The 17,114-nt window shown below is 72.0% G+C and carries 20 protein-coding genes; 7 read left to right on the forward strand and 13 right to left on the reverse strand.

Annotation, left to right across the window (positions count from 1 at the left end):
- Window positions 1–77 precede the first annotated feature (77 nt).
- Both ACGFYN_RS13660 and sigE read right to left on the reverse strand, forming a co-directional pair.
- Window positions 78–1,070 (reverse strand): anti-sigma factor family protein, encoded by a 993-nt coding sequence (locus ACGFYN_RS13660; RefSeq protein ID WP_393865989.1) that lies wholly within the window; start codon window positions 1,068–1,070, stop codon window positions 78–80.
- Window positions 1,067–1,768 carry an RNA polymerase sigma factor SigE gene (gene sigE / locus ACGFYN_RS13665; protein WP_393865990.1) on the reverse strand — a complete coding sequence of 234 codons (702 nt, stop codon included), beginning with the start codon at window positions 1,766–1,768 and terminating at the stop codon, window positions 1,067–1,069. Before sigE ends, ACGFYN_RS13660 begins: the two co-directional genes overlap by 4 nt.
- A gap of 301 nt (window positions 1,769–2,069) precedes the next feature.
- On the opposite strand from sigE, the gene ACGFYN_RS13670 reads away from it, so the two are divergent.
- A complete protein-coding gene (locus ACGFYN_RS13670; protein WP_393866258.1) occupies window positions 2,070–2,717 on the forward strand; it encodes an O-methyltransferase in 648 nt (215 codons plus the stop codon).
- 93 nt (window positions 2,718–2,810) lie between these two features.
- Here ACGFYN_RS13670 and ACGFYN_RS13675 read toward each other — a convergent pair whose 3' ends face one another.
- On the reverse strand, window positions 2,811–2,978 hold the full coding sequence (locus tag ACGFYN_RS13675) for a DUF3117 domain-containing protein (protein ID WP_003966491.1): 168 nt from the start codon (window positions 2,976–2,978) through the stop codon (window positions 2,811–2,813).
- A 373-nt stretch (window positions 2,979–3,351) separates the two neighbouring features.
- Between ACGFYN_RS13675 and ACGFYN_RS13680 the strand changes: the two genes are divergently transcribed.
- Complete coding sequence (locus ACGFYN_RS13680; RefSeq protein WP_393865991.1) at window positions 3,352–4,155, forward strand: enoyl-CoA hydratase/isomerase family protein; 804 nt, start codon at window positions 3,352–3,354, stop codon at window positions 4,153–4,155.
- Between the two features lie 15 nt (window positions 4,156–4,170).
- On the opposite strand, the gene ACGFYN_RS13685 is transcribed toward ACGFYN_RS13680, so the two are convergent.
- Both ACGFYN_RS13685 and ACGFYN_RS13690 read right to left on the reverse strand, forming a co-directional pair.
- Window positions 4,171–4,752 (reverse strand): DNA-3-methyladenine glycosylase I, encoded by a 582-nt coding sequence (locus tag ACGFYN_RS13685; protein ID WP_393865992.1) that lies wholly within the window; start codon window positions 4,750–4,752, stop codon window positions 4,171–4,173.
- A complete protein-coding gene (locus ACGFYN_RS13690; protein ID WP_393866259.1) occupies window positions 4,749–5,105 on the reverse strand; it encodes a DivIVA domain-containing protein in 357 nt (118 codons plus the stop codon). The genes ACGFYN_RS13685 and ACGFYN_RS13690 overlap by 4 nt, the downstream gene beginning before the upstream one ends.
- Window positions 5,106–5,247: 142 nt before the next feature.
- Between ACGFYN_RS13690 and folP the strand changes: the two genes are divergently transcribed.
- A complete protein-coding gene (folP, locus tag ACGFYN_RS13695; RefSeq protein WP_393865993.1) occupies window positions 5,248–6,108 on the forward strand; it encodes a dihydropteroate synthase in 861 nt (286 codons plus the stop codon).
- A 7-nt stretch (window positions 6,109–6,115) separates the two neighbouring features.
- Here folP and ACGFYN_RS13700 read toward each other — a convergent pair whose 3' ends face one another.
- The gene (locus tag ACGFYN_RS13700; RefSeq protein WP_393865994.1) at window positions 6,116–6,874 is read right to left on the reverse strand and encodes a TIGR00730 family Rossman fold protein; all 759 of its coding nucleotides are present in this window, start codon (window positions 6,872–6,874) and stop codon (window positions 6,116–6,118) included.
- 114 nt (window positions 6,875–6,988) lie between these two features.
- The gene (dapE, locus tag ACGFYN_RS13705; protein WP_393865995.1) at window positions 6,989–8,068 is read right to left on the reverse strand and encodes a succinyl-diaminopimelate desuccinylase; all 1,080 of its coding nucleotides are present in this window, start codon (window positions 8,066–8,068) and stop codon (window positions 6,989–6,991) included.
- Between the two features lie 85 nt (window positions 8,069–8,153).
- Here dapE and ACGFYN_RS13710 point away from each other — a divergent pair, with 85 nt between their 5' ends.
- Together ACGFYN_RS13710 and ACGFYN_RS13715 are read left to right on the forward strand one after the other, a co-directional pair.
- The gene (locus tag ACGFYN_RS13710) at window positions 8,154–9,113 is read left to right on the forward strand and encodes a heavy metal transporter (protein ID WP_393865996.1); all 960 of its coding nucleotides are present in this window, start codon (window positions 8,154–8,156) and stop codon (window positions 9,111–9,113) included.
- Window positions 9,114–9,392: 279 nt separating this feature from the next.
- Complete coding sequence (locus ACGFYN_RS13715) at window positions 9,393–9,857, forward strand: ATP-binding protein (protein ID WP_393865997.1); 465 nt, start codon at window positions 9,393–9,395, stop codon at window positions 9,855–9,857.
- 81 nt (window positions 9,858–9,938) lie between these two features.
- Here ACGFYN_RS13715 and ACGFYN_RS13720 read toward each other — a convergent pair whose 3' ends face one another.
- Together ACGFYN_RS13720 and fdxA are read right to left on the reverse strand one after the other, a co-directional pair.
- Window positions 9,939–11,030 (reverse strand): bifunctional succinyldiaminopimelate transaminase/glutamate-prephenate aminotransferase, encoded by a 1,092-nt coding sequence (locus ACGFYN_RS13720; RefSeq protein ID WP_393865998.1) that lies wholly within the window; start codon window positions 11,028–11,030, stop codon window positions 9,939–9,941.
- 121 nt (window positions 11,031–11,151) lie between these two features.
- A complete protein-coding gene (gene fdxA, locus ACGFYN_RS13725) occupies window positions 11,152–11,472 on the reverse strand; it encodes a ferredoxin (RefSeq protein ID WP_003973842.1) in 321 nt (106 codons plus the stop codon).
- A 140-nt stretch (window positions 11,473–11,612) separates the two neighbouring features.
- On the opposite strand from fdxA, the gene ACGFYN_RS13730 reads away from it, so the two are divergent.
- Together ACGFYN_RS13730 and ACGFYN_RS13735 are read left to right on the forward strand one after the other, a co-directional pair.
- Window positions 11,613–12,620, forward strand: a complete 1,008-nt coding sequence (locus ACGFYN_RS13730; RefSeq protein WP_393865999.1) for a GNAT family N-acetyltransferase — start codon at window positions 11,613–11,615, stop codon at window positions 12,618–12,620.
- Between the two features lie 32 nt (window positions 12,621–12,652).
- A complete protein-coding gene (locus ACGFYN_RS13735) occupies window positions 12,653–13,504 on the forward strand; it encodes a transglutaminase-like domain-containing protein (RefSeq protein ID WP_393866000.1) in 852 nt (283 codons plus the stop codon).
- A gap of 105 nt (window positions 13,505–13,609) precedes the next feature.
- On the opposite strand, the gene ACGFYN_RS13740 is transcribed toward ACGFYN_RS13735, so the two are convergent.
- Genes ACGFYN_RS13740 through ACGFYN_RS13755 form a run of 4 tightly spaced genes read right to left on the reverse strand, consistent with a single transcriptional unit; the run spans window position 13,610 to window position 17,074 of the window.
- Window positions 13,610–14,224: a response regulator transcription factor gene (locus ACGFYN_RS13740; RefSeq protein ID WP_393866001.1), complete on the reverse strand. Its 615-nt coding sequence runs from the start codon at window positions 14,222–14,224 to the stop codon at window positions 13,610–13,612.
- On the reverse strand, window positions 14,221–15,414 hold the full coding sequence (locus ACGFYN_RS13745) for a sensor histidine kinase (RefSeq protein WP_393866260.1): 1,194 nt from the start codon (window positions 15,412–15,414) through the stop codon (window positions 14,221–14,223). The genes ACGFYN_RS13740 and ACGFYN_RS13745 overlap by 4 nt, the downstream gene beginning before the upstream one ends.
- 5 nt (window positions 15,415–15,419) lie before the next feature.
- Entirely contained in the window at window positions 15,420–16,151 is a 732-nt protein-coding gene (locus ACGFYN_RS13750) for an ABC transporter permease (protein WP_393866002.1), read from the reverse strand.
- Window positions 16,148–17,074, reverse strand: coding sequence for an ABC transporter ATP-binding protein (locus ACGFYN_RS13755; protein ID WP_393866003.1), 927 nt, complete (start codon window positions 17,072–17,074; stop codon window positions 16,148–16,150). The genes ACGFYN_RS13750 and ACGFYN_RS13755 overlap by 4 nt, the downstream gene beginning before the upstream one ends.
- Window positions 17,075–17,114 lie beyond the last annotated feature (40 nt).

Consider the following 17,114-nt stretch of genomic DNA (forward strand, 5'->3'; position numbering starts at 1 on the left):
TCCGCGCGCGGCTTTCTGCCGTGGACGCGGTCCACCCTGGATTCAACCAGGTTCGCAGGCCGTGACGCAGAGACCGGTCAGCGTGAGGTGCGCGGGGAGGAAGAAGCGGAAGTCGAGTCGGGGACGGGTGCGGCGAGCAGACCCGGGGACGAGGCCTCGGGGGTCTTGGACCACGAGGTCAGGGTGAACGGCGGGGTCGCCTCGAGCGGTCGTATCAGCGGGGACATCACGGCGGCGCCGGCCATCACGGGGGTGGTCAGCGTGTGCATGTTCTGCTGGCGGGCCTGCACCGCGCCGGTCTGGTTCGCCGCGCCGGGCAGCAGCGGTGCGGAGACCGCGGTCGGGGCCACCGGGACGTCGTTCAGCGACTGCCGGCCCTGTGCGAGCAACGGGGTGGTGCCGCGGCGCCGCTGGTTCTCGGGAGCCGTCGCGGTGCCCGTCCCCTGCGTACGCGCCGGGGTGACGTTGCTCCCCGCGCCCGTGCCGCCGCGGGCGTCCGCGGTGTCGGTGGGCGTGCCCGCCGTGACGCCGCCCAGGGCGATCGCGGCGAGCGAGACGGCGCCCGCGGCGACGAACGCGAACCGCATCCCGCGCGAGGCGGAGCGCTCGGACTCGTGACGGCTGACGTCGTGGATACGGAAGCCGCGGTCCGCGGAGGGCGGCAGTACCGGGGCGTGCGGGGAGGAGGCGGGGACGTAGCCGAACTCGAAGCGCTCGCCGCGCTTCAGGCCGAAGACCCCGGTGACGCCAAGCCGTCCGGGGAGTCCGCCGGGGATTCCTCCCCCGCCGAACGGCGAGCCACCGCCGTCCGGATCACCTCCCCCGGGAAGCCCCTGAAGGCGGGCGAGGAAGCTCTCGGAGGGTGGCGGCGGGGCCGCCTCGGCGAAGACGTTCTTCAGCTGTCGCTGCGCTTCCGCCTCCGCCTTGCACCTGGCACAGGTGGCCAGGTGGGCGAGGACCCGCTCGCGCGTCTCATGCCCGAGCTCTCCGTCCACCAGGGCGGAGAGTCGGTCTCCCAGATGCTGTTCGGCCAGCCGCCTCTCGGCGGGGCTTGGTCGTGATTCGCTCACGCGGTCGCGCCCCCTCCTCCCAGTGCGGGCACACGGGCGAAGGAGCGCCGCTCCTTGGTCCGGGCCTGGGGCGCACGGTGCGCGAGGGCCTTGCGCAGCTGCGAACGGCCGCGGTGGATACGGGAGCGGACCGTGCCGAGCTTGACGCCGAGGGTCGCGGCGATCTCCTCGTACGACAGTCCCTCGATGTCGCACAGCACGACGGCGGCGCGGAACTCGGGCGCGAGGGTGTCGAGGGCCTGCTGGACGTCGGCGTCGAAGTGCGCGTCGTTGAAGACCTGCTGCGGCGACGGCTCCCGGCTGGGCAGCCGCTCGGCGGCGTCCTCGCCCAGCGCGTCGAAGCGGATGCGCTGCTTGCGGCGGACCATGTCCAGGAAGAGGTTGGTGGTGATGCGGTGCAGCCAGCCCTCGAAGGTGCCGGGCGTGTACGTCGACAGGGAGCGGAAGACGCGGACGAAGACCTCCTGGGTGAGGTCCTCGGCGTCGTGCTGGTTACCGGTCAGGCGGTAGGCCAGCCGGTACACGCGACCGCTGTGGGTGCTGACGATCTCCTCCCAGGTGGGCGGAGTCCACGCCTGCCCGTCCGCGTCGGTGGAGAAGGTCGCGGTCTGGGACTGGTCAGCGGCGTGGCTGGGGTCAGCAGCGGTGTCGTTCACGGATTTCGGCCTACCTGCTGATCCGAGGAAGCGCCGCAGCACCCCTGCCCGGTCCCCAGGCGCAGCCGCACCTCCCCTGTCGGCTCTGGTGGTGTCCAGTGGAGCCCCTACCATAGCCACCTCGCCCGTTAGCTCCGGATAAGCGGTTTTACGAGAATTTGATCTGGGTCGCCACCCCTCGGACCCCTGCGTCTGCAGTTGCTCCGGGGCCTGCCCCTCATCGTGATCCAACTGTGTCCCCCCGGCGTCGTCCGTACCCCTATTAACGCCCGGTCCCATCTGCGGGTTCCCGGGCCCAACGGATACAGTCACGCCGAGGCAACCACGGGGACAGGAGAGGGTCATTACCGGCAACCGGCAGACGAGCTGGGCGTTCGCCGACGCCTACGTCGCCGAGGACGAGGTGCTGCTCTGGGCCCGCGACCGGGCCCGTGAGGCAGGGCTGCGCTCGGTGGCGCCCGGCACGGGCTTCGCGCTGCGGTTGCTGGCGGCCTCCGTCGACGCCAAGGCGGTCGCCGAGATCGGCACCGGTACGGGCGTGTCCGGCATCCATCTGCTGCACGGCATGCGCCCGGACGGGGTGCTGACCACGGTGGATCCCGAGCCCGAGCACCAGCAGTTCGCCCGACAGGCCTTCCGTGCTTCCGGTTTCGCCAGCAACCGCGCCCGTTTCATCCCGGGCCGCGCCCTGGACGTCCTGCCCCGGCTCGCGGACGCCGGCTACGACCTCGTCTTCTGCGACGGCGACCGGCAGGAGGTCATGGACTACCTCGCTGAATCGTTGCGCCTGCTGCGCCCCGGCGGCCTCGTCGTCTTCGAGGGGGTCTTCGCGAACGGCCGCACGGTGGGCTCCGGACCGCAGCCGTCCGAGGTCCTGCGGCTGCGCGAGCTGCTGCGCGCGGTGCGCGAGAGCCAGGAGCTGCTGCCGTCGCTGCTGCCGGTGGGCGACGGGCTGCTGTGCGCGGTCAAACGGCCGGTGCAGGACCCGTAAGGCACACGGCGACCGAGCTTCGAAGCCGGGAGAACAGCAGCCCCGGCACCACGTGGGTGCCGGGGCGACTGAAGGGGTATGGTCGCTCCCGCGTCAGCCGACGACCTTCTTGAGGGCGTCGCCGAGCGCGTCGGCCTCGTCAGGGGTCAGCTCGACGACGAGCCGACCGCCGCCTTCGAGCGGAACGCGCATGACGATGCCCCGCCCCTCCTTGGTCACCTCGAGCGGGCCATCGCCCGTTCGCGGCTTCATGGCCGCCATGCTCGTTCCCCTTCCTGAAACCAGCTCATCGCCAAAGCCGACGGCCCTGGAGGGCACGCGCGGGTCACAGCGTGGGACTGGGACACGCGACACCGGCATCGAACACATTGCTTCCCAGCCATTATCCCGCATCTCAGGACCCGATGACCAACATCAGTCGGCATCGCTTGGGCAACGCGCGCGAGCAAAACCACTCAATTCGGCGATGTGACTGCGATACTGCGCCACCGCATCGACTTCCACGGACCGGAAATCGTCGAGAATTCTTTGACGCAGGTCACACGTCCACTCCGGTGTCTCTCCGCCATGCTGTCCTACGGACAGGGGCGTACCGGCCGGTACGCCTGAACCGCGACAGCGGAGGGGACACACCATGGCCGACACCGTGCTCTACGAGGTGAGCGACGGGCTCGCGACGATCACGCTGAACCGCCCCGAGGCGATGAACGCGCTGAACATCGCGACCAAGGTCGCCCTGCGGGAGGCGGTCCGCTCCGCGGCCGAGGACGACGCGGTGCGCGCGGTGCTGCTGACCGCGGCCGGCGACCGGGCGTTCTGCGTCGGGCAGGACCTCAAGGAGCACATCGGGCTGCTGATGCAGGACCGGGAGACGGGTTCCGGGCAGACGATGAGCACGGTGAAGGAGCACTACAACCCGATCGTGCGGGCGATCACCGGGATGCCGAAGCCGGTGGTGGCCGGGGTCAACGGCGTCGCGGCCGGGGCCGGGTTCGGCTTCGCGCTGGCCGCCGACTACCGGGTCGTGGCCGACACCGCCGCGTTCAACACGTCGTTCGCCGGGGTGGCGCTGACGGCCGACTCGGGAATCTCGTGGACGCTGCCGCGCGTGGTGGGCCCCGGGCGCGCCGCCGACCTCCTGCTCTTCCCGCGCAGCATCAAGGCCCAGGAGGCGTACGAACTCGGCGTCGCGAACCGTCTGGTGCCGGCCGCCGAGCTGCGGGCCGAGGCGGAGAAGGTGGCGCGGGCGCTCGCCGAGGGGCCGACGGTGGCCTACGGGGCGATCAAGGAGGCGGTGGCCTACGGGCTGTCGCACTCCCTGTCCGAGACGCTGGACAAGGAGGACGAGCTCCAGACCCGCGCGGGGTCGTCGGAGGACCACGCGATCGCCGTGCAGGCCTTCGTCGACAAGGAGAAGCCCAAGTACCTGGGCCGCTGACCCGCGCCGACGCGCTCAGGGCCGACGCGCCACGCAGCTTTCCAGGTGGTCGTCGACCAGGCCGCACGCCTGCATCAGCGCATACGCCGTCGTCGGGCCGACGAAGCGCAGGCCCTTCTTCTTGAGGGACTTGGACAGGGCCGTCGACTCGGGCGTGACCGCGGGGACGTCGGAGAGTGTCTTCGGGGCCGGGCGGCCGGGCGCCGGCGCGTGGGACCAGATCAGCTCGTCCAGCTCGCCCGGCGCCCAGTCGGCGAGCGCGCGGGCGTTGGCGAGGGTCGCGTCGATCTTGGCGCGATTGCGGATGATGCCCGCGTCCACGAGCAGGCGCTCGCGGTCCTCGTCCGTGAAGGCGGCGACCTTCTCGATCCTGAAGTCGGCGAAGGCGGCGCGGAATCCGGGGCGGCGGCGCAGGATCGTGATCCAGGACAGGCCGGACTGGAAGGCCTCCAGGCTCAGGCGCTCGTAGAGGGCGTCGTCACCGTGGACCGGGCGGCCCCACTCCTCGTCGTGGTACGCCACGTAGTCCTCGGTGGACAGGGCCCAGGGGCAGCGCAGGGCGCCGTCCGGCCCGGCGACCGCGGTGCCGTCGCTCACTGCTGCTCCTCCTGGCCGTGGACCGGCTTGTGCATGGAGACGTGGTGGGCGGCGGCCCGGGCGCCCGCCAGCGCGGACTCCAGGTCGGAGATGCGGGCGTCGCGCTCGGCGAGCTCGGCACCGAGGCGGTTGAGGGCGTCGTCGACGTCCGACATGCGGTAGCCGCGGGCGGCGAGCGGGAAGCGCAGGGCGTCGACGTCGGCGCGGCCGACCGGGCGGTCCGGCGGCAGCGGGTCCTGGAGCCGCTCGGGGGCCACCTCGGGCAGCGGGCCCTGGCCTTCGCCGCCGCCCACCACGGCAAGGGTCACCGCGGCGACCACGACGGCGAGAGCGACGACCAGGAACAAGAACATAACCATCGCTGTGGTCCCCACGCTCGATGCTCGGAAGGCAGAAAGTGTCAGGGTCCGATCGTGCCATGAGCCTGCGACAGTTAGGGTCGCAGGCGGCCGAAAGGCCGGGACACCCGGAACGTACTAGGAGAGGTCACAGGGGATGCTCAGGCTGGGCAGGCGGGAATTCGGGCCCCACGAGCCGGTGATCATGGCGATCGTGAACCGGACCCCCGACTCCTTCTACGACCAGGGGGCGACCTTCCGCGACGAGCCCGCCCTCGCGCGCGTGGAGCAGGCCGTCACCGAGGGCGCCGCGATCGTCGACATCGGCGGGGTCAAGGCCGGTCCGGGCGAGGAGGTGACCGCCGAGGAGGAGGCGCGGCGGACCGTGGGCTTCGTCGCGGAGGTCCGGCGGCGCTTCCCGGACGTCGTCATCAGTGTGGACACCTGGCGGGCCGAGGTCGGTGAGGCCGTGTGCGCGGCCGGGGCGGATCTGCTGAACGACGCGTGGGGCGGTGTCGACCCCGCTCTCGCGGAGGTCGCGGCGCGCCACGGCGCCGGGCTGGTGTGCACGCACGCGGGCGGTGCCGAGCCGCGGACCCGGCCGCACCGGGTGACGTACGACGACGTCATGGCGGACATCCTGGAGGTGACGCTGGGGCTGGCCGAGCGGGCCGTGGCGCTGGGCGTGCCCCGGGAGTCCGTGCTGATCGATCCCGGGCACGACTTCGGGAAGAACACACGGCACAGCCTGGAGGCGACGCGTCGCCTCGGCGAGATGGTCGCGACGGGGTGGCCGGTGCTGGTGTCCCTGTCCAACAAGGATTTCGTGGGCGAGACCCTGGACAAGCCCGTCAAGGAGCGGGTGGTCGGGACGCTGGCGACCACCGCCGTCTCGGCGTGGCTCGGGGCGCAGGTCTACCGCGTGCACGAGGTCGCCGAGACCCGGCAGGTGCTGGACATGGTGGCGACGATCGCGGGCCACCGGCCCCCGGCGGTCACCCGCCGGGGACTCGCTTAGGCCGCCGCTACCGGGCGGCCTCCTTGGACACCAGGGCGACCGCCTCGTCCACGTCGTCCGTGACGTGGAACAGCAGCAGGTCCTTCTCCGCGGCCTTGCCCTGGGCGATCAGCGTGTTCTTGAGCCAGTCGACCAGTCCGCCCCAGTACTCGCTGCCGAACAGGACGATCGGGAAGCGGGTGACCTTCTGGGTCTGGACGAGGGTCAACGCCTCGAAGAGTTCGTCCAGGGTGCCGAGGCCGCCGGGGAGGACCACGAAACCCTGCGCGTACTTGACGAACATCATCTTGCGGACGAAGAAGTAGCGGAAGTTCAGGCCGATGTCGACGTAGGGGTTCAGGCCCTGCTCGAAGGGCAGCTCGATGCCCAGGCCGACCGAGATGCCCTTCGCCTCCACGGCGCCCTTGTTGGCCGCCTCCATGGCTCCGGGGCCGCCGCCGGTGATCACCGCCCAGCCCGCCTCCACCAGGCCGCGCCCGAGGCGTACGCCCGCCTCGTACTCCGGCGAGTCCGCCTTGGTGCGGGCCGAGCCGAAGACGCTGATCGCGGGCGGGAGTTCGGCCAGCGTGCCGAAGCCCTCGATGAACTCCGACTGGATGCGCAGGACGCGCCAGGGGTCGGTGTGCACCCAGTCCGAGGGGCCGCCGGCGTCGAGCAGCCGCTGGTCCGTCGTACTCGCCGTGACCTGTCCTCGCCTGCGGAGGACCGGACCCAGGCGCTGCTCGTCCGGCGGCACCTTCTTGCCTTCTGGGTTCCCGGTGGCCATGTGCGCTCCCTCCACTTGCGGGGTGTTTCCACCTCAGCGTAGATCTACGCGGGTTACGGACGGGGGACGTGCGCATGTCCGCGGTGAAGCGGCCCCGCCACGACGGTCACCGCGTCAGGCGGTCAGCCACGCCCGCAGGCGCTCCTCACCCGCCAGGATCTTCGCGGTTTCGACCCGTTCGTCCCGCTTGTGCGCCAAGTGCGGGTTCCCGGGGCCGTAGTTGACCGCGGGGATACCGAGGGAGGAGAAGCGCGACACGTCCGTCCAGCCGTACTTCGGCTGCGGGGTTCCGCCCACCGCCTCGATGAAGGCCGCCGCGGCCGGGTGGCTCAGGCCGGGCAGGGCCGCGCCGCTGTGGTCGTCCACCTCGAACTCCGCCACTCCGCAGTCCGCGAAGACCTCGCGGACGTGGGCGATCGCCTCCTCCTCCGTGCGGTCGGGCGCATAGCGGAAGTTGACCGTCACCACGCACTCGTCGGGGATGACGTTGCCGGCCACGCCGCCCGAGATGCCCACCGCGTTCAAGCCCTCCCGGTACTCCAGGCCGTCGATCACCGGGTAGCGGGGTTCGTACGACGCGAGGCGGGCCAGGATCGGCGCGGCCGCGTGGATCGCGTTGGAGCCCATCCAGCTGCGCGCGGAGTGCGCCCGCTCCCCCTTCGTCCTCAGCAGGACCCTCAGGGTGCCCTGGCAGCCGCCCTCGACCTCGCCGTCCGAGGGCTCCAGCAACACCGCGAAGTCGCCCTGGAGCCAGTCGGGACGGGCCTCGGCGACGTGCTTGAGGCCGTTGAGCTCCGCGGCCACCTCTTCGTTGTCGTAGAAGACGAAGGTCAGGTCCCGGTTGGGGACCGGCACCGTCGCCGCGATGCGCAGCTGGACCGCCACTCCCGACTTCATGTCGCAGGTGCCGCAGCCCCACAGGACGCCGTCCGCGTCCAGCCGCGAGGGGACGTTGCCGGCGATCGGCACCGTGTCGATGTGCCCGGCCAGGACGACCCGCTCCGGCCGGCCCAGGTCCGTGCGCGCGACCACGTTGTTGCCGTACCGCTCCACCGTCAGATGAGGAAGGACGCGCAGGGCGGCCTCGATCGCGTCGGCGAGGGGCTTCTCCGTGCCGCTCTCGGAGGGGAAGTCGACGAGCTGCGCGGTGAGCTCGGCAGCGTCCAGGGTGAGGTCAAGTGCGGTGTCGGCCATGCCGTCGACCCTAACCCGCCACCGCCCGGCCCCACTGCCCACATCGGGCGCATGGGCCACGGAGGCCTCCGCTACCTTGTACGGCGTGCCAGAGCCGTCTCCCTCTCTCAAACGCCGTGGCCGCCTCTTCCGATTCGGTGCGGCCCTCGTGGTCCTCCTCGCGCTCGCGGGCTACCTCGCGGTGCAGTACGTCACCGGGGGCAGAGGCGCGCCGGGCTGCCGGGTCGTCTCGGGCGGGGACGACAAGGCGGCGTACGACTTCACGCCGGAGCAGGCGGTGAACGCGGCGACCATCGCCGCCGTGGGCACCGGACGCGGCATGCCCGAGCGGGCGGTGACCATCGCGCTGGCCACGGCGCTCCAGGAGTCGGGCCTGCGCAACATCGAGCACGGAGACCGCGATTCGCTCGGCCTGTTCCAGCAGCGGCCCTCGCAGGGCTGGGGCACCGAGCAGCAGATCCTGGACCCGACGTACGCGGCGGGCGTGTTCTACCAGCACCTGGCCAAGGTGCACGACTACACCAAGCTGCCGCTCACGGTGGCCGCGCAGCGCGTGCAGCGCAGCGGCTTCCCCGAGGCGTACGCCAAGCACGAGCCGGACGCCGTGCTGCTCTCCGCCGCGCTCACCGGAAACTCGGCCGCCACGCTGACCTGCGACGGGCGCCCGGCCGCGACGCCGGCGGCGGGTCCGGACGGCGTACGGGCCGCACTGGTGCGGGACTTCGGGCGGGACGTGCTCCAGCCGGCCGGCGTCGAGGTGGGCGCAACCGCCACGTCGGCGCCCGCCTCGGGCGCGCGGACCGTCACGCTCCCCGTCGACGGCGACGTGAGCCCCGCCAAGGGCCGCCACGTCCGGCAGCGCGGCTGGCAGCTCGCCCACTGGGCGGTGGCCAACTCCTCGGCGCTGCACATCGAACGGGTCCAGTACGGCGGGCGGGAATGGACCGCCGGCAACACCGACAGCCGGTGGCTCCGGGTCGCCGCGGGGGGCGCGGGCGGCGCGCAGCGGACCGCCGCCGCGGTACGCATCGTCACCGCTCAGTAGTACGGGCCTTCACCCTCAAGGGTTAGGTGTGGCATACGCGGGCCCTGAAGTGGGCAGGTTTTCGCGCCCTCACCCCTGCATCCGTAAAAGCCCTTGGAAACAAAGGGGCGTAAGGATTCCGCAGACTTTCAGACCGTGCGCATTTTGCCCGTTTTTATCCGCAGCCGATAATGCGACGCATTGCCAACTCTTTACGTTGTGGCGCCGCAACCTTCGAGCCCTTCGAGCGGTAACTACTGCGTCCGAGCCCGGACGATCAACCTCCATCGAAGGAGCACCATGTCCCTCCCCCTGACCCGTCGGATCGCCCGTGCCGCGCTGCTCGTCGCAGCGGGAGCGGCCGCCGGGGTCGGCGCGGCCGGCGCGGCGAGCGCGGCAAGCGCGGCCCCCCAGCTGCCCGCCACTCCGAACGTCGGTGGCCTGACCGCGCTGGACGGGGCAAACGTCGGCACCACCGTCGACGGTGCGGCGCAGAACGTCACCGGGCTCGCGGGCGACGCGGGCGCCAACGCGGTCAAGAAGGCGGTGCCGAACGCGGGCAAGACCGGTGGCAGCGTGGCCAAGAAGGCGGCCCCGGCCGCGCAGAAGGCGGCGGGAAGCGCGGCGGGCTCCGTCGGCGAGATCGTCGGTGTCACCACGCAGTCGGCGACCAAGGGCGGCGGCCTGCCGACCGACTCGCTGACCAAGGGCGGCCTGCCGGCCCCCGCCACCCTGCCGGTGAAGGGCCTGCCGATCGGCGGCTGAGCACTCCGTACGGCGAAGGGGCCCGGGATCTCTCCCGGGCCCCTTCGGCGTGTCCACGGCAGGTGTGGACCGCGTCGGCGGCTACAGGCGCTGCGCGGCCGCCCGTACCCGCTCGTCCGTCGCCGTCAGCGCCACCCGGACGAACTTCTCGCCCGCCGGGCCGTAGAAGTCGCCCGGCGCGACCAGGATGCCGAGTCCGGCCAGGTGGGCCACGGTGTCCCAGCAGGACTCGTCCCGCGTCGCCCACAGGTAGAGGCTGGCCTCGCTGTGCTCGATGCGGAAGCCGTGCTTCTCCAGCGCCGCGCGCAGGGCCGTACGGCGGGCCGCGTACCGCTGCCGCTGCTCGCGGACATGGCTGTCGTCACCCAGGGCCGCCACCACGGCCGCCTGCGTGGGCGCCGGCGTCATCATGCCGCCGTGCTTGCGGATCTCCAGCAGGGGGCCGAGCACCGCCGGGTCGCCGGCCAGGAAGGCCGCCCGGTAGCCCGCGAGGTTGGAGCGCTTGGAGAGGGAGTGGACGGCCACGATGCCCTCGTAGGAACCGCCGTTGACGTCCGGGTGCAGCACCGAGACGGGGTCGGCCTCCCAGCCGAGCTCCAGGTAGCACTCGTCGGAGAAGATCAGGACGCCGTGCTCGCGGGCCCAGGCGACGATCCGGGTCAGCTCCTGCTTCGGCAGGACCTTGCCGGTGGGGTTGGAGGGCGAGTTGAGCCAGAGGAGCTTCAGCCCCTCGGGGTCGAGCTCGGTCGGGTCGTCGTAGGCCTCGTACTCCGCGCGGGCCAGACGGGCGCCGACCTCGTACGTCGGGTACGCCAGACGCGGGTACGCGACCCGGTCGCCGGGGCCCAGGCCCAGCTGCGTCGGGAGCCAGGCGACGAGCTCCTTGGAGCCGACGATCGGCAGGACGTGCTTGTGGGTGACCCCGCGGGCGCCGAGCCTGCGCCCGACCCAGCCGGTGATCGCGTCGCGCAGCGCCGGGGTGCCCCAGACCGTCGGGTAGCCCGGGGAGTCCGCCGCGTCGATCAGGGCCTTCTGGACCAGTTCGGGGACCGGGTCGACCGGGGTGCCGACCGAGAGGTCGACGATGCCGTCCGGGTGCGCGGCGGCCGTCTTCTTGTACGGCTCCAGCTTGTCCCAGGGGAAGGTGGGCAGGCGGTCTGAGACTGCGGACACGGTTTCTGGCTCACTTTCTGGTACGGCAGAGGCCCTCGCACGGCAAACGCCTCGGCCCCGTACGGCGATCATGGCGATCGGGCCGTACGGGACCGAGGCGGCGCGTCTGAACGGACCGCTTCTACTGGTTCTGCGGCGGCAGCGCGGCGACGAAGGGGTGGTCGCGCTCGATCAGTCCCAGCTTGCTGGCGCCGCCGGGGGAGCCGAGCTCGTCGAAGAACTCGACGTTCGCCTTGTAGTAGTCCTTCCACTCCTCCGGAGTGTCGTCCTCGTAGAAGATCGCCTCGACCGGGCAGACCGGCTCACAGGCACCACAGTCGACGCATTCGTCCGGGTGGATGTACAAGGACCGCTGGCCCTCGTAGATGCAGTCGACCGGGCACTCCTCGATGCACGCCTTGTCCTTGACGTCGACACAAGGCTGCGCGATGACGTAGGTCACGCTGTCGTTCCTCCTCGATTGGGCGCTGGCGGGCCTCCGTAGGCTCCGCCGCCTGGCGCGCGGGAGCGCGGCGTCGTCGATGCCCGCCCCTAGTATCTCCGTTCCTGGGCATGATCCGAACAGGAGGGGTGAACTGACCTGTGGAAATCTCGGCCGGAGGACGTCTCGAGGTCCGAATCACCGCTGCTGACGTGGGGAAACGGGTCTCCGTCCGGCGCTTGATCGAATCATCGGTCCCGGAGGAGAAGTTCACCGACACGGTGGGTGTTCTCACATCATGGGACGACGGTGTGCTGCTGATCACACGGAAGGACGGCGAAAGCGTCCGCATCGCGGAATCCGCCCTGGTCGCGGGGAAGGTGGTGCCGTCGGCCCCGGCTCGGCGCCGCGGGCCCGCCGCCTCCTACGAGGAGCTCGCCCGGGTCGCCTCGCGCGCGTGGCGACCGGTGGAGAGCGAACGGCTCGGCGAGTGGGAGCTGCGGGCCGCGTCCGGGTTCACCCGGCGTGCCAACTCCGTGCTGCCGCTGGGCGACCCGGGCCTGCCGCTCGACGAGGCGCTGAGCGCCGTACGGCACTGGTACGGCGAGCGCGGGCTGCCTGCCTACGTGCAGACCGCGACCGGCGCCGAGGGCACGCAAGAGCTGCTGTGCGCGGAGCTGGAGCGGCGCGGGTGGGTGCGCGAGGTCAGCGCGGAGGTGTGGACCGGAGCGCTCGCGCCGGTCGCCGACCGGGCCGAGGGCACGGGCGTCGTGCTGTCCCGGGAGGCCGACGAGGCGTGGCTCGCGCGCTATCAGCGCAAGGGCGTGAGCGAGGTGGCGCTGAAGGTGCTCTCAAGCGGTCCGTCGGTGTGGTTCGCGACCGTTCCCGGTCACGACGCCCCCGCCGCGATCGGGCGGTGCGTGGTGGACGGGCGGTGGGCGTCCTTCGCCGCCGTGGAGGTGGACCCCGCGCTCAGGCGCCGCGGCCTCGCCTCCACCGTGCTGGCCGCGCTGGCCCGGCGGGCGATGGACGAGGGCGCCTCGGCCGCCTGGCTCCAGGTCGAGGAGGACAACGCGGGAGCGCGGGCGCTGTACGCCGGCATGGGCTTCGCCGCGCACCACGCGTACCACCACTACCGGGAACCGGCGGCTCCCGGCAGCGGCAAGTAGTACCGATCGTCGTGAGAGGGCACGAGCCTGCTATGCGTCCCCCATACCCCCCTTCACCCGAGCGGTCCGCCGAGGTGCGGCGTCGGTTCGCCGAGGAGGCGCGGTCCGAGCGGCCCGATCTGTCGCAGCTCTGCCTGCTGGTGGGCGCGGAGGCGGACGGGGCGCTGGACGAGACGGGCATCGACGCCGCGCAGCTGGAGCTGGACCGGCTGGCGGGGCAGCTGCCGTTCCGGCCCGGCGGCCCGCAGTCCTGGGCGACGGCGCTGCACCATCTGCTGGGCGCGCGGGAGGGCTTCCGCGGCTCCCCCGCCGACTATCAGCGCCTGGAGTCCTCGCTGCTGCACGAGGTGCTGCGGCGCCGGCGCGGGCTGCCGATCCTGCTGTCGGTGGTGTGGGTGGAGGTCGCGCGGCGGGCGGGCGCGCCGGTGTACGGGGTCGCCCTGCCGGGGCACTTCGTCGTCGGGTTCGGCCCCGAGGACGCGCAGGTGCTCGTCGATCCCTTCGACGGGGGGCGGGTCCTCGGCGGAGGCGACGCGGAGGTGCTGGTGGCCGGGGCGACGGGGGCTCCGCTGGACCGGTCGATGCTGGTGCCCGCGGCGCCTCTGGAGGTGGTGTCGCGCATCCTGAACAACGTCCGCGCGTGGGCGGCCGCCCGGCCCGAGCGGTCGGACGTGGCGCTGTGGGCGGTGGAGCTGTCGCTGCTGCTGCCCTCGCATCCTGCGCGGCTGCGGTACGAGCGGGCTCATCTGCTCGTGCAGCGGGGGGATTTCGTGCGGGGCGCGGACGAGCTGGAGGCGTACGCCGATGTGGTGGCGGCGGCGGACGAGGCTGCGGCGGAGCGGGTGCGGGGGCAGGCGCGGGTGGCTCGCGCCATGCTCAACTGACGGCGCCACCTCGCCCTGGGGGGTTCTGTGGTTGCGCGGGCGCGGGTGCGTCGTGGCTTGTCGCGCAGTTCCCCGCGCCCCTGAGGGGGCGTCCCCGAACGAAGTTCAGAGCCAGCCCTTTTCTCGTGCTATCCGGACCGCTTCCGCTCTGTTTCTGACCGCCAGTTTCTGGATGGCTGTCGAGAGGTAGTTGCGGACCGTGCCCTGGGAGAGGTGCAGGGTTGCCGCCAGTTCGGCGTTGGTGGAGCCGTCGGCCGCTGCGCGCAGGATCTCGCGTTCGCGGTCGGTGAGGGGGTTGGCGCCCTCGGCGAGGGCCGCGGCGGCGAGGGTGGGGTCGATGACCCGCTCTCCCGCCAGTACCTTGCGTACCGCTTCGGCGAGTTGGGCCGCCGGGGCGTCCTTGACCAGGAAGGCGTCGGCGCCCGCCTCCATGGCGCTGCGGAGGTAGCCGGGGCGACCGAAGGTGGTGAGGACGACCAGCTTCACCGCGGGCAGCGCCCGGTGGACCTGGGCCGCCGCCTCGATGCCGGTGCAGCCCGGCATCTCGATGTCCAGCAGGGCCACGTCCACGTCGTGCTCGCGGGCGGCGGTCAGGACCGCGTCGCCGCGCGCCACTTGGGCGACGACCTCGATGTCGTCCTCGAGGCCGAGGAGGGCGGCCAGGGCCTCACGGACCATCGACTGGTCCTCGGCGAGCAGAACCTTGATCGTAGGGCTCATGCACCGGATCCTACGGCCGGCGGGAAGCCGGCGGGCACGCGGGCGACCAGCCGGAACCCGCGCTTGGTCCGGCCCGCCTCCAGAGTGCCGCCCGCCTTCTCCAGGCGCTCGGTCAGGCCCGTCAGACCGTTGCCCGGGCCCTTGCCGGTGCCGCCGGATCCGTCGTCCTCGACGGAGAGTTCGAGCATGTACCCGTCCAGGGTCTGCCGCTTGAGCACCTCCACGGTGCAGCGCCCGGCGCCGCTGTGCCGTACGACGTTGGTGACCGCCTCGCGCAGCGCCCAGGCCAGGGCCGCCTCGCTCTCCTCGGGGACGCCGGCGAGGTCCGGTTCGTCGGGTACGTCCGCGACCATGCCGGCCGCCGTGAGGGCGACCTGCGTGCCCGCGAGCTCCGCGGCCAGACGTGGGCGACGGTAGCCGGTGACGGCCTCGCGGACGTCCACCAGGGCCTGGCGGCTGACCTGTTCGATGTCGGCCACCTGCTGGGCCGCCTTGCCGGGGTGGTCGGGGAGCATCCGGCCCGCGAGCTCGCTCTTCAGCGTGATCAGCGACAGCGAGTGGCCGAGCAGGTCGTGCAGGTCACGGGCGAGCCGCAACCGCTCCTCGTTGGCGGCGAGTTGGGCGACCGTTGCGCGGGCCTTGCGCAACTCGACGGTGGTGCGCACCAGTTGGCGTACGCCGGTCATGGAGTAGCCCACCAGCAGCACCACCAGGACCAGGCCCCACGCGGCGTCCTCGTCCTCGCGCAGCCCGATGGCCAGGAAGACCACGGTGGTCAGCGGGATCGTCCAGTAGGCGGCCCGCAGCGGGAGGGTCACGCCGCAGCTGACCGAGAGGTACACGAACAGGCCGAGCCACCTGCTGCCGAGGGTGAGGCACAGGGTGACCGCCAGGACGGCGAGCACGCCCAGCAGGACGGCGACGACGGGGGTGGGGAAGGGCCGTCCCATGTTCCGGAAGACCAGCGTCATGTACGCCCCGACGAAGACGGTCAGTCCCGCCCAGCCGGCGGCGGTGGCGCCGGCCGAGTGGTGGCCGCCGGTCAGGTCGCTCACCGGGGAGGCGAGGAAGACCAGCCAGGGCAGGATCCACACCATCTTGCGCAGGGCCTCGCGCACGTTGCGGGGTGGCTCCCCCATCCGCACCAGTCGCTCCGCTCGGGCGTCCGTGGCCCGCAGGTCTTCCGTCATGGCGCTCACGCCTTCAGCGTGTCCTTCCGGTACAGCCATGCCGCGCCGCCCGCGAAGAGCAGGAAGAAGACGACGAGGATGACGACGTCCTTGGTGTGCGGGGCCTGGCTCTGCTCGATGGCCTGTCCGAGGGCAGCGTACGCGTGCGTGGGCAGCCACTTCGCGATGTCCTGGAGCCACTGCGGGAAGCTGGTGGAGGGGAACCACAGGCCGCCGAGGATCGACAGGCCGAAGTAGGTGATCATCGTGATCGGGCGGACCGCGTCCCCGGAGGCGATGTAGCCGATGGCCACGCCGAGGGCGGCGAAGACCAGGCTCCCGGCCCAGATCGCGCCCGTGAGGGCGACCCACTGCCAGGCGTCCAGGCGTACGTCCTTGACGACGGCGGCGACCAGGAAGACGACCACGATGGAGGGCAGGCTGACCACGGCGGCACTGGCGGTCTTGGCGAGGACGTAGCCGCGCCCGGGCAGCGCGGTCAGCCGCAGCTGCCGTACCCAGCCGTTCTCGCGCTCCTTGGCGATGCGCTCGCTGTTGCCCATCAGGACGGCGGTCAGGGCACCGAAGGAGGCCATGGAGACCATGACGTACTTCGCGACGCTCAGGCCGGTGCCCTGGACGTTGCCCGTCTGGTTGGCGACGAGCAGGAAGATCACCGACGGGTAGATCACCGAGAAGAACAGGAACTTGCGGTTGCGCAGGGCCCGGGTGAGCTCCAGCTTGATCAGGCTGTTCATGACTGCTTGGACTCCTCGGCGGTGGTGATGGCGACGAAGGCCTGCTCCAGACCGAGGCCGGCGACTTCGAGGTTGCGGGGGTAGACGCCGAGGCCGTAGAGCGCGTGCACGGTCGCGTCGGCGTCGGTGGACTGGATGCGGACGGTCTGTCCGGAGATGTCGATGGAGGTGAGGAACGGCAGGCTGCGCAGCGGGCTCTCGTCGATCGTCCCCTCCAGGTCGAAGGCCACCCTCCGCGCGCCCGCCTTCGCCTTGATCTCGGCGGCGGTGCCGTCGGCGAGGAGCCGTCCCCGGTGCAGGACGAGCACCCGGTCGGCGATGGCGTCGGCCTCTTCGAGGTAGTGGGTCGCGAACAGCACGGTGCGGCCCTGGTCGGCCTGCTCGCGCATGGTCGCCCAGAAGGCCTGGCGGGCGGAGACGTCCATGCCGGTGGTGGGCTCGTCCAGGACGATCAGGTCGCTGTCGCCGGCGGTGGCGAGGGCGAAGCGGACGCGCTGGGCCTGGCCGCCGGAGAGCTTGTTGACCTTGCGGTCGGCGATCTGGGTGATGCCGGCGCGGGCGAGGACGTCGGCCGCCTTGTACGGCTTCGGGTGCAGGTCGCAGGCGAGCTTCACCAGCTCGGCGACCGTGACCTCGTCCATCAGCCCGCCGCTCTGCAGCATGGCGCCCACACGTCCGGCCACGATGGCCTCGCGGGGGCTGGTGCCGAAGACGCTGACCGTGCCGCTGTCGGCGTGCTTCAGCCCGAGCAGCAGATCGAGCGTGGTCGACTTGCCGGCCCCGTTGGGCCCGAGCAGCGCCACGGTCTCCCCCGGGTGCAGCGCGAGCGTCAGCCCGTCCACGGCCCGGACGTTCCCGTACGTCTTGCTCACCTGCTCGAACCCGACCACGGGCGCGGTGGTCGCTGTCACTGTCGTCGTCATGTGATCCATGGTGGCCGCGGGCGGCGGATCACGGCAGTGT

It is taken from the genome of Streptomyces sp. NPDC048419 (genome assembly GCF_043200415.1).
Lineage (GTDB): Bacteria > Actinomycetota > Actinomycetes > Streptomycetales > Streptomycetaceae > Streptomyces.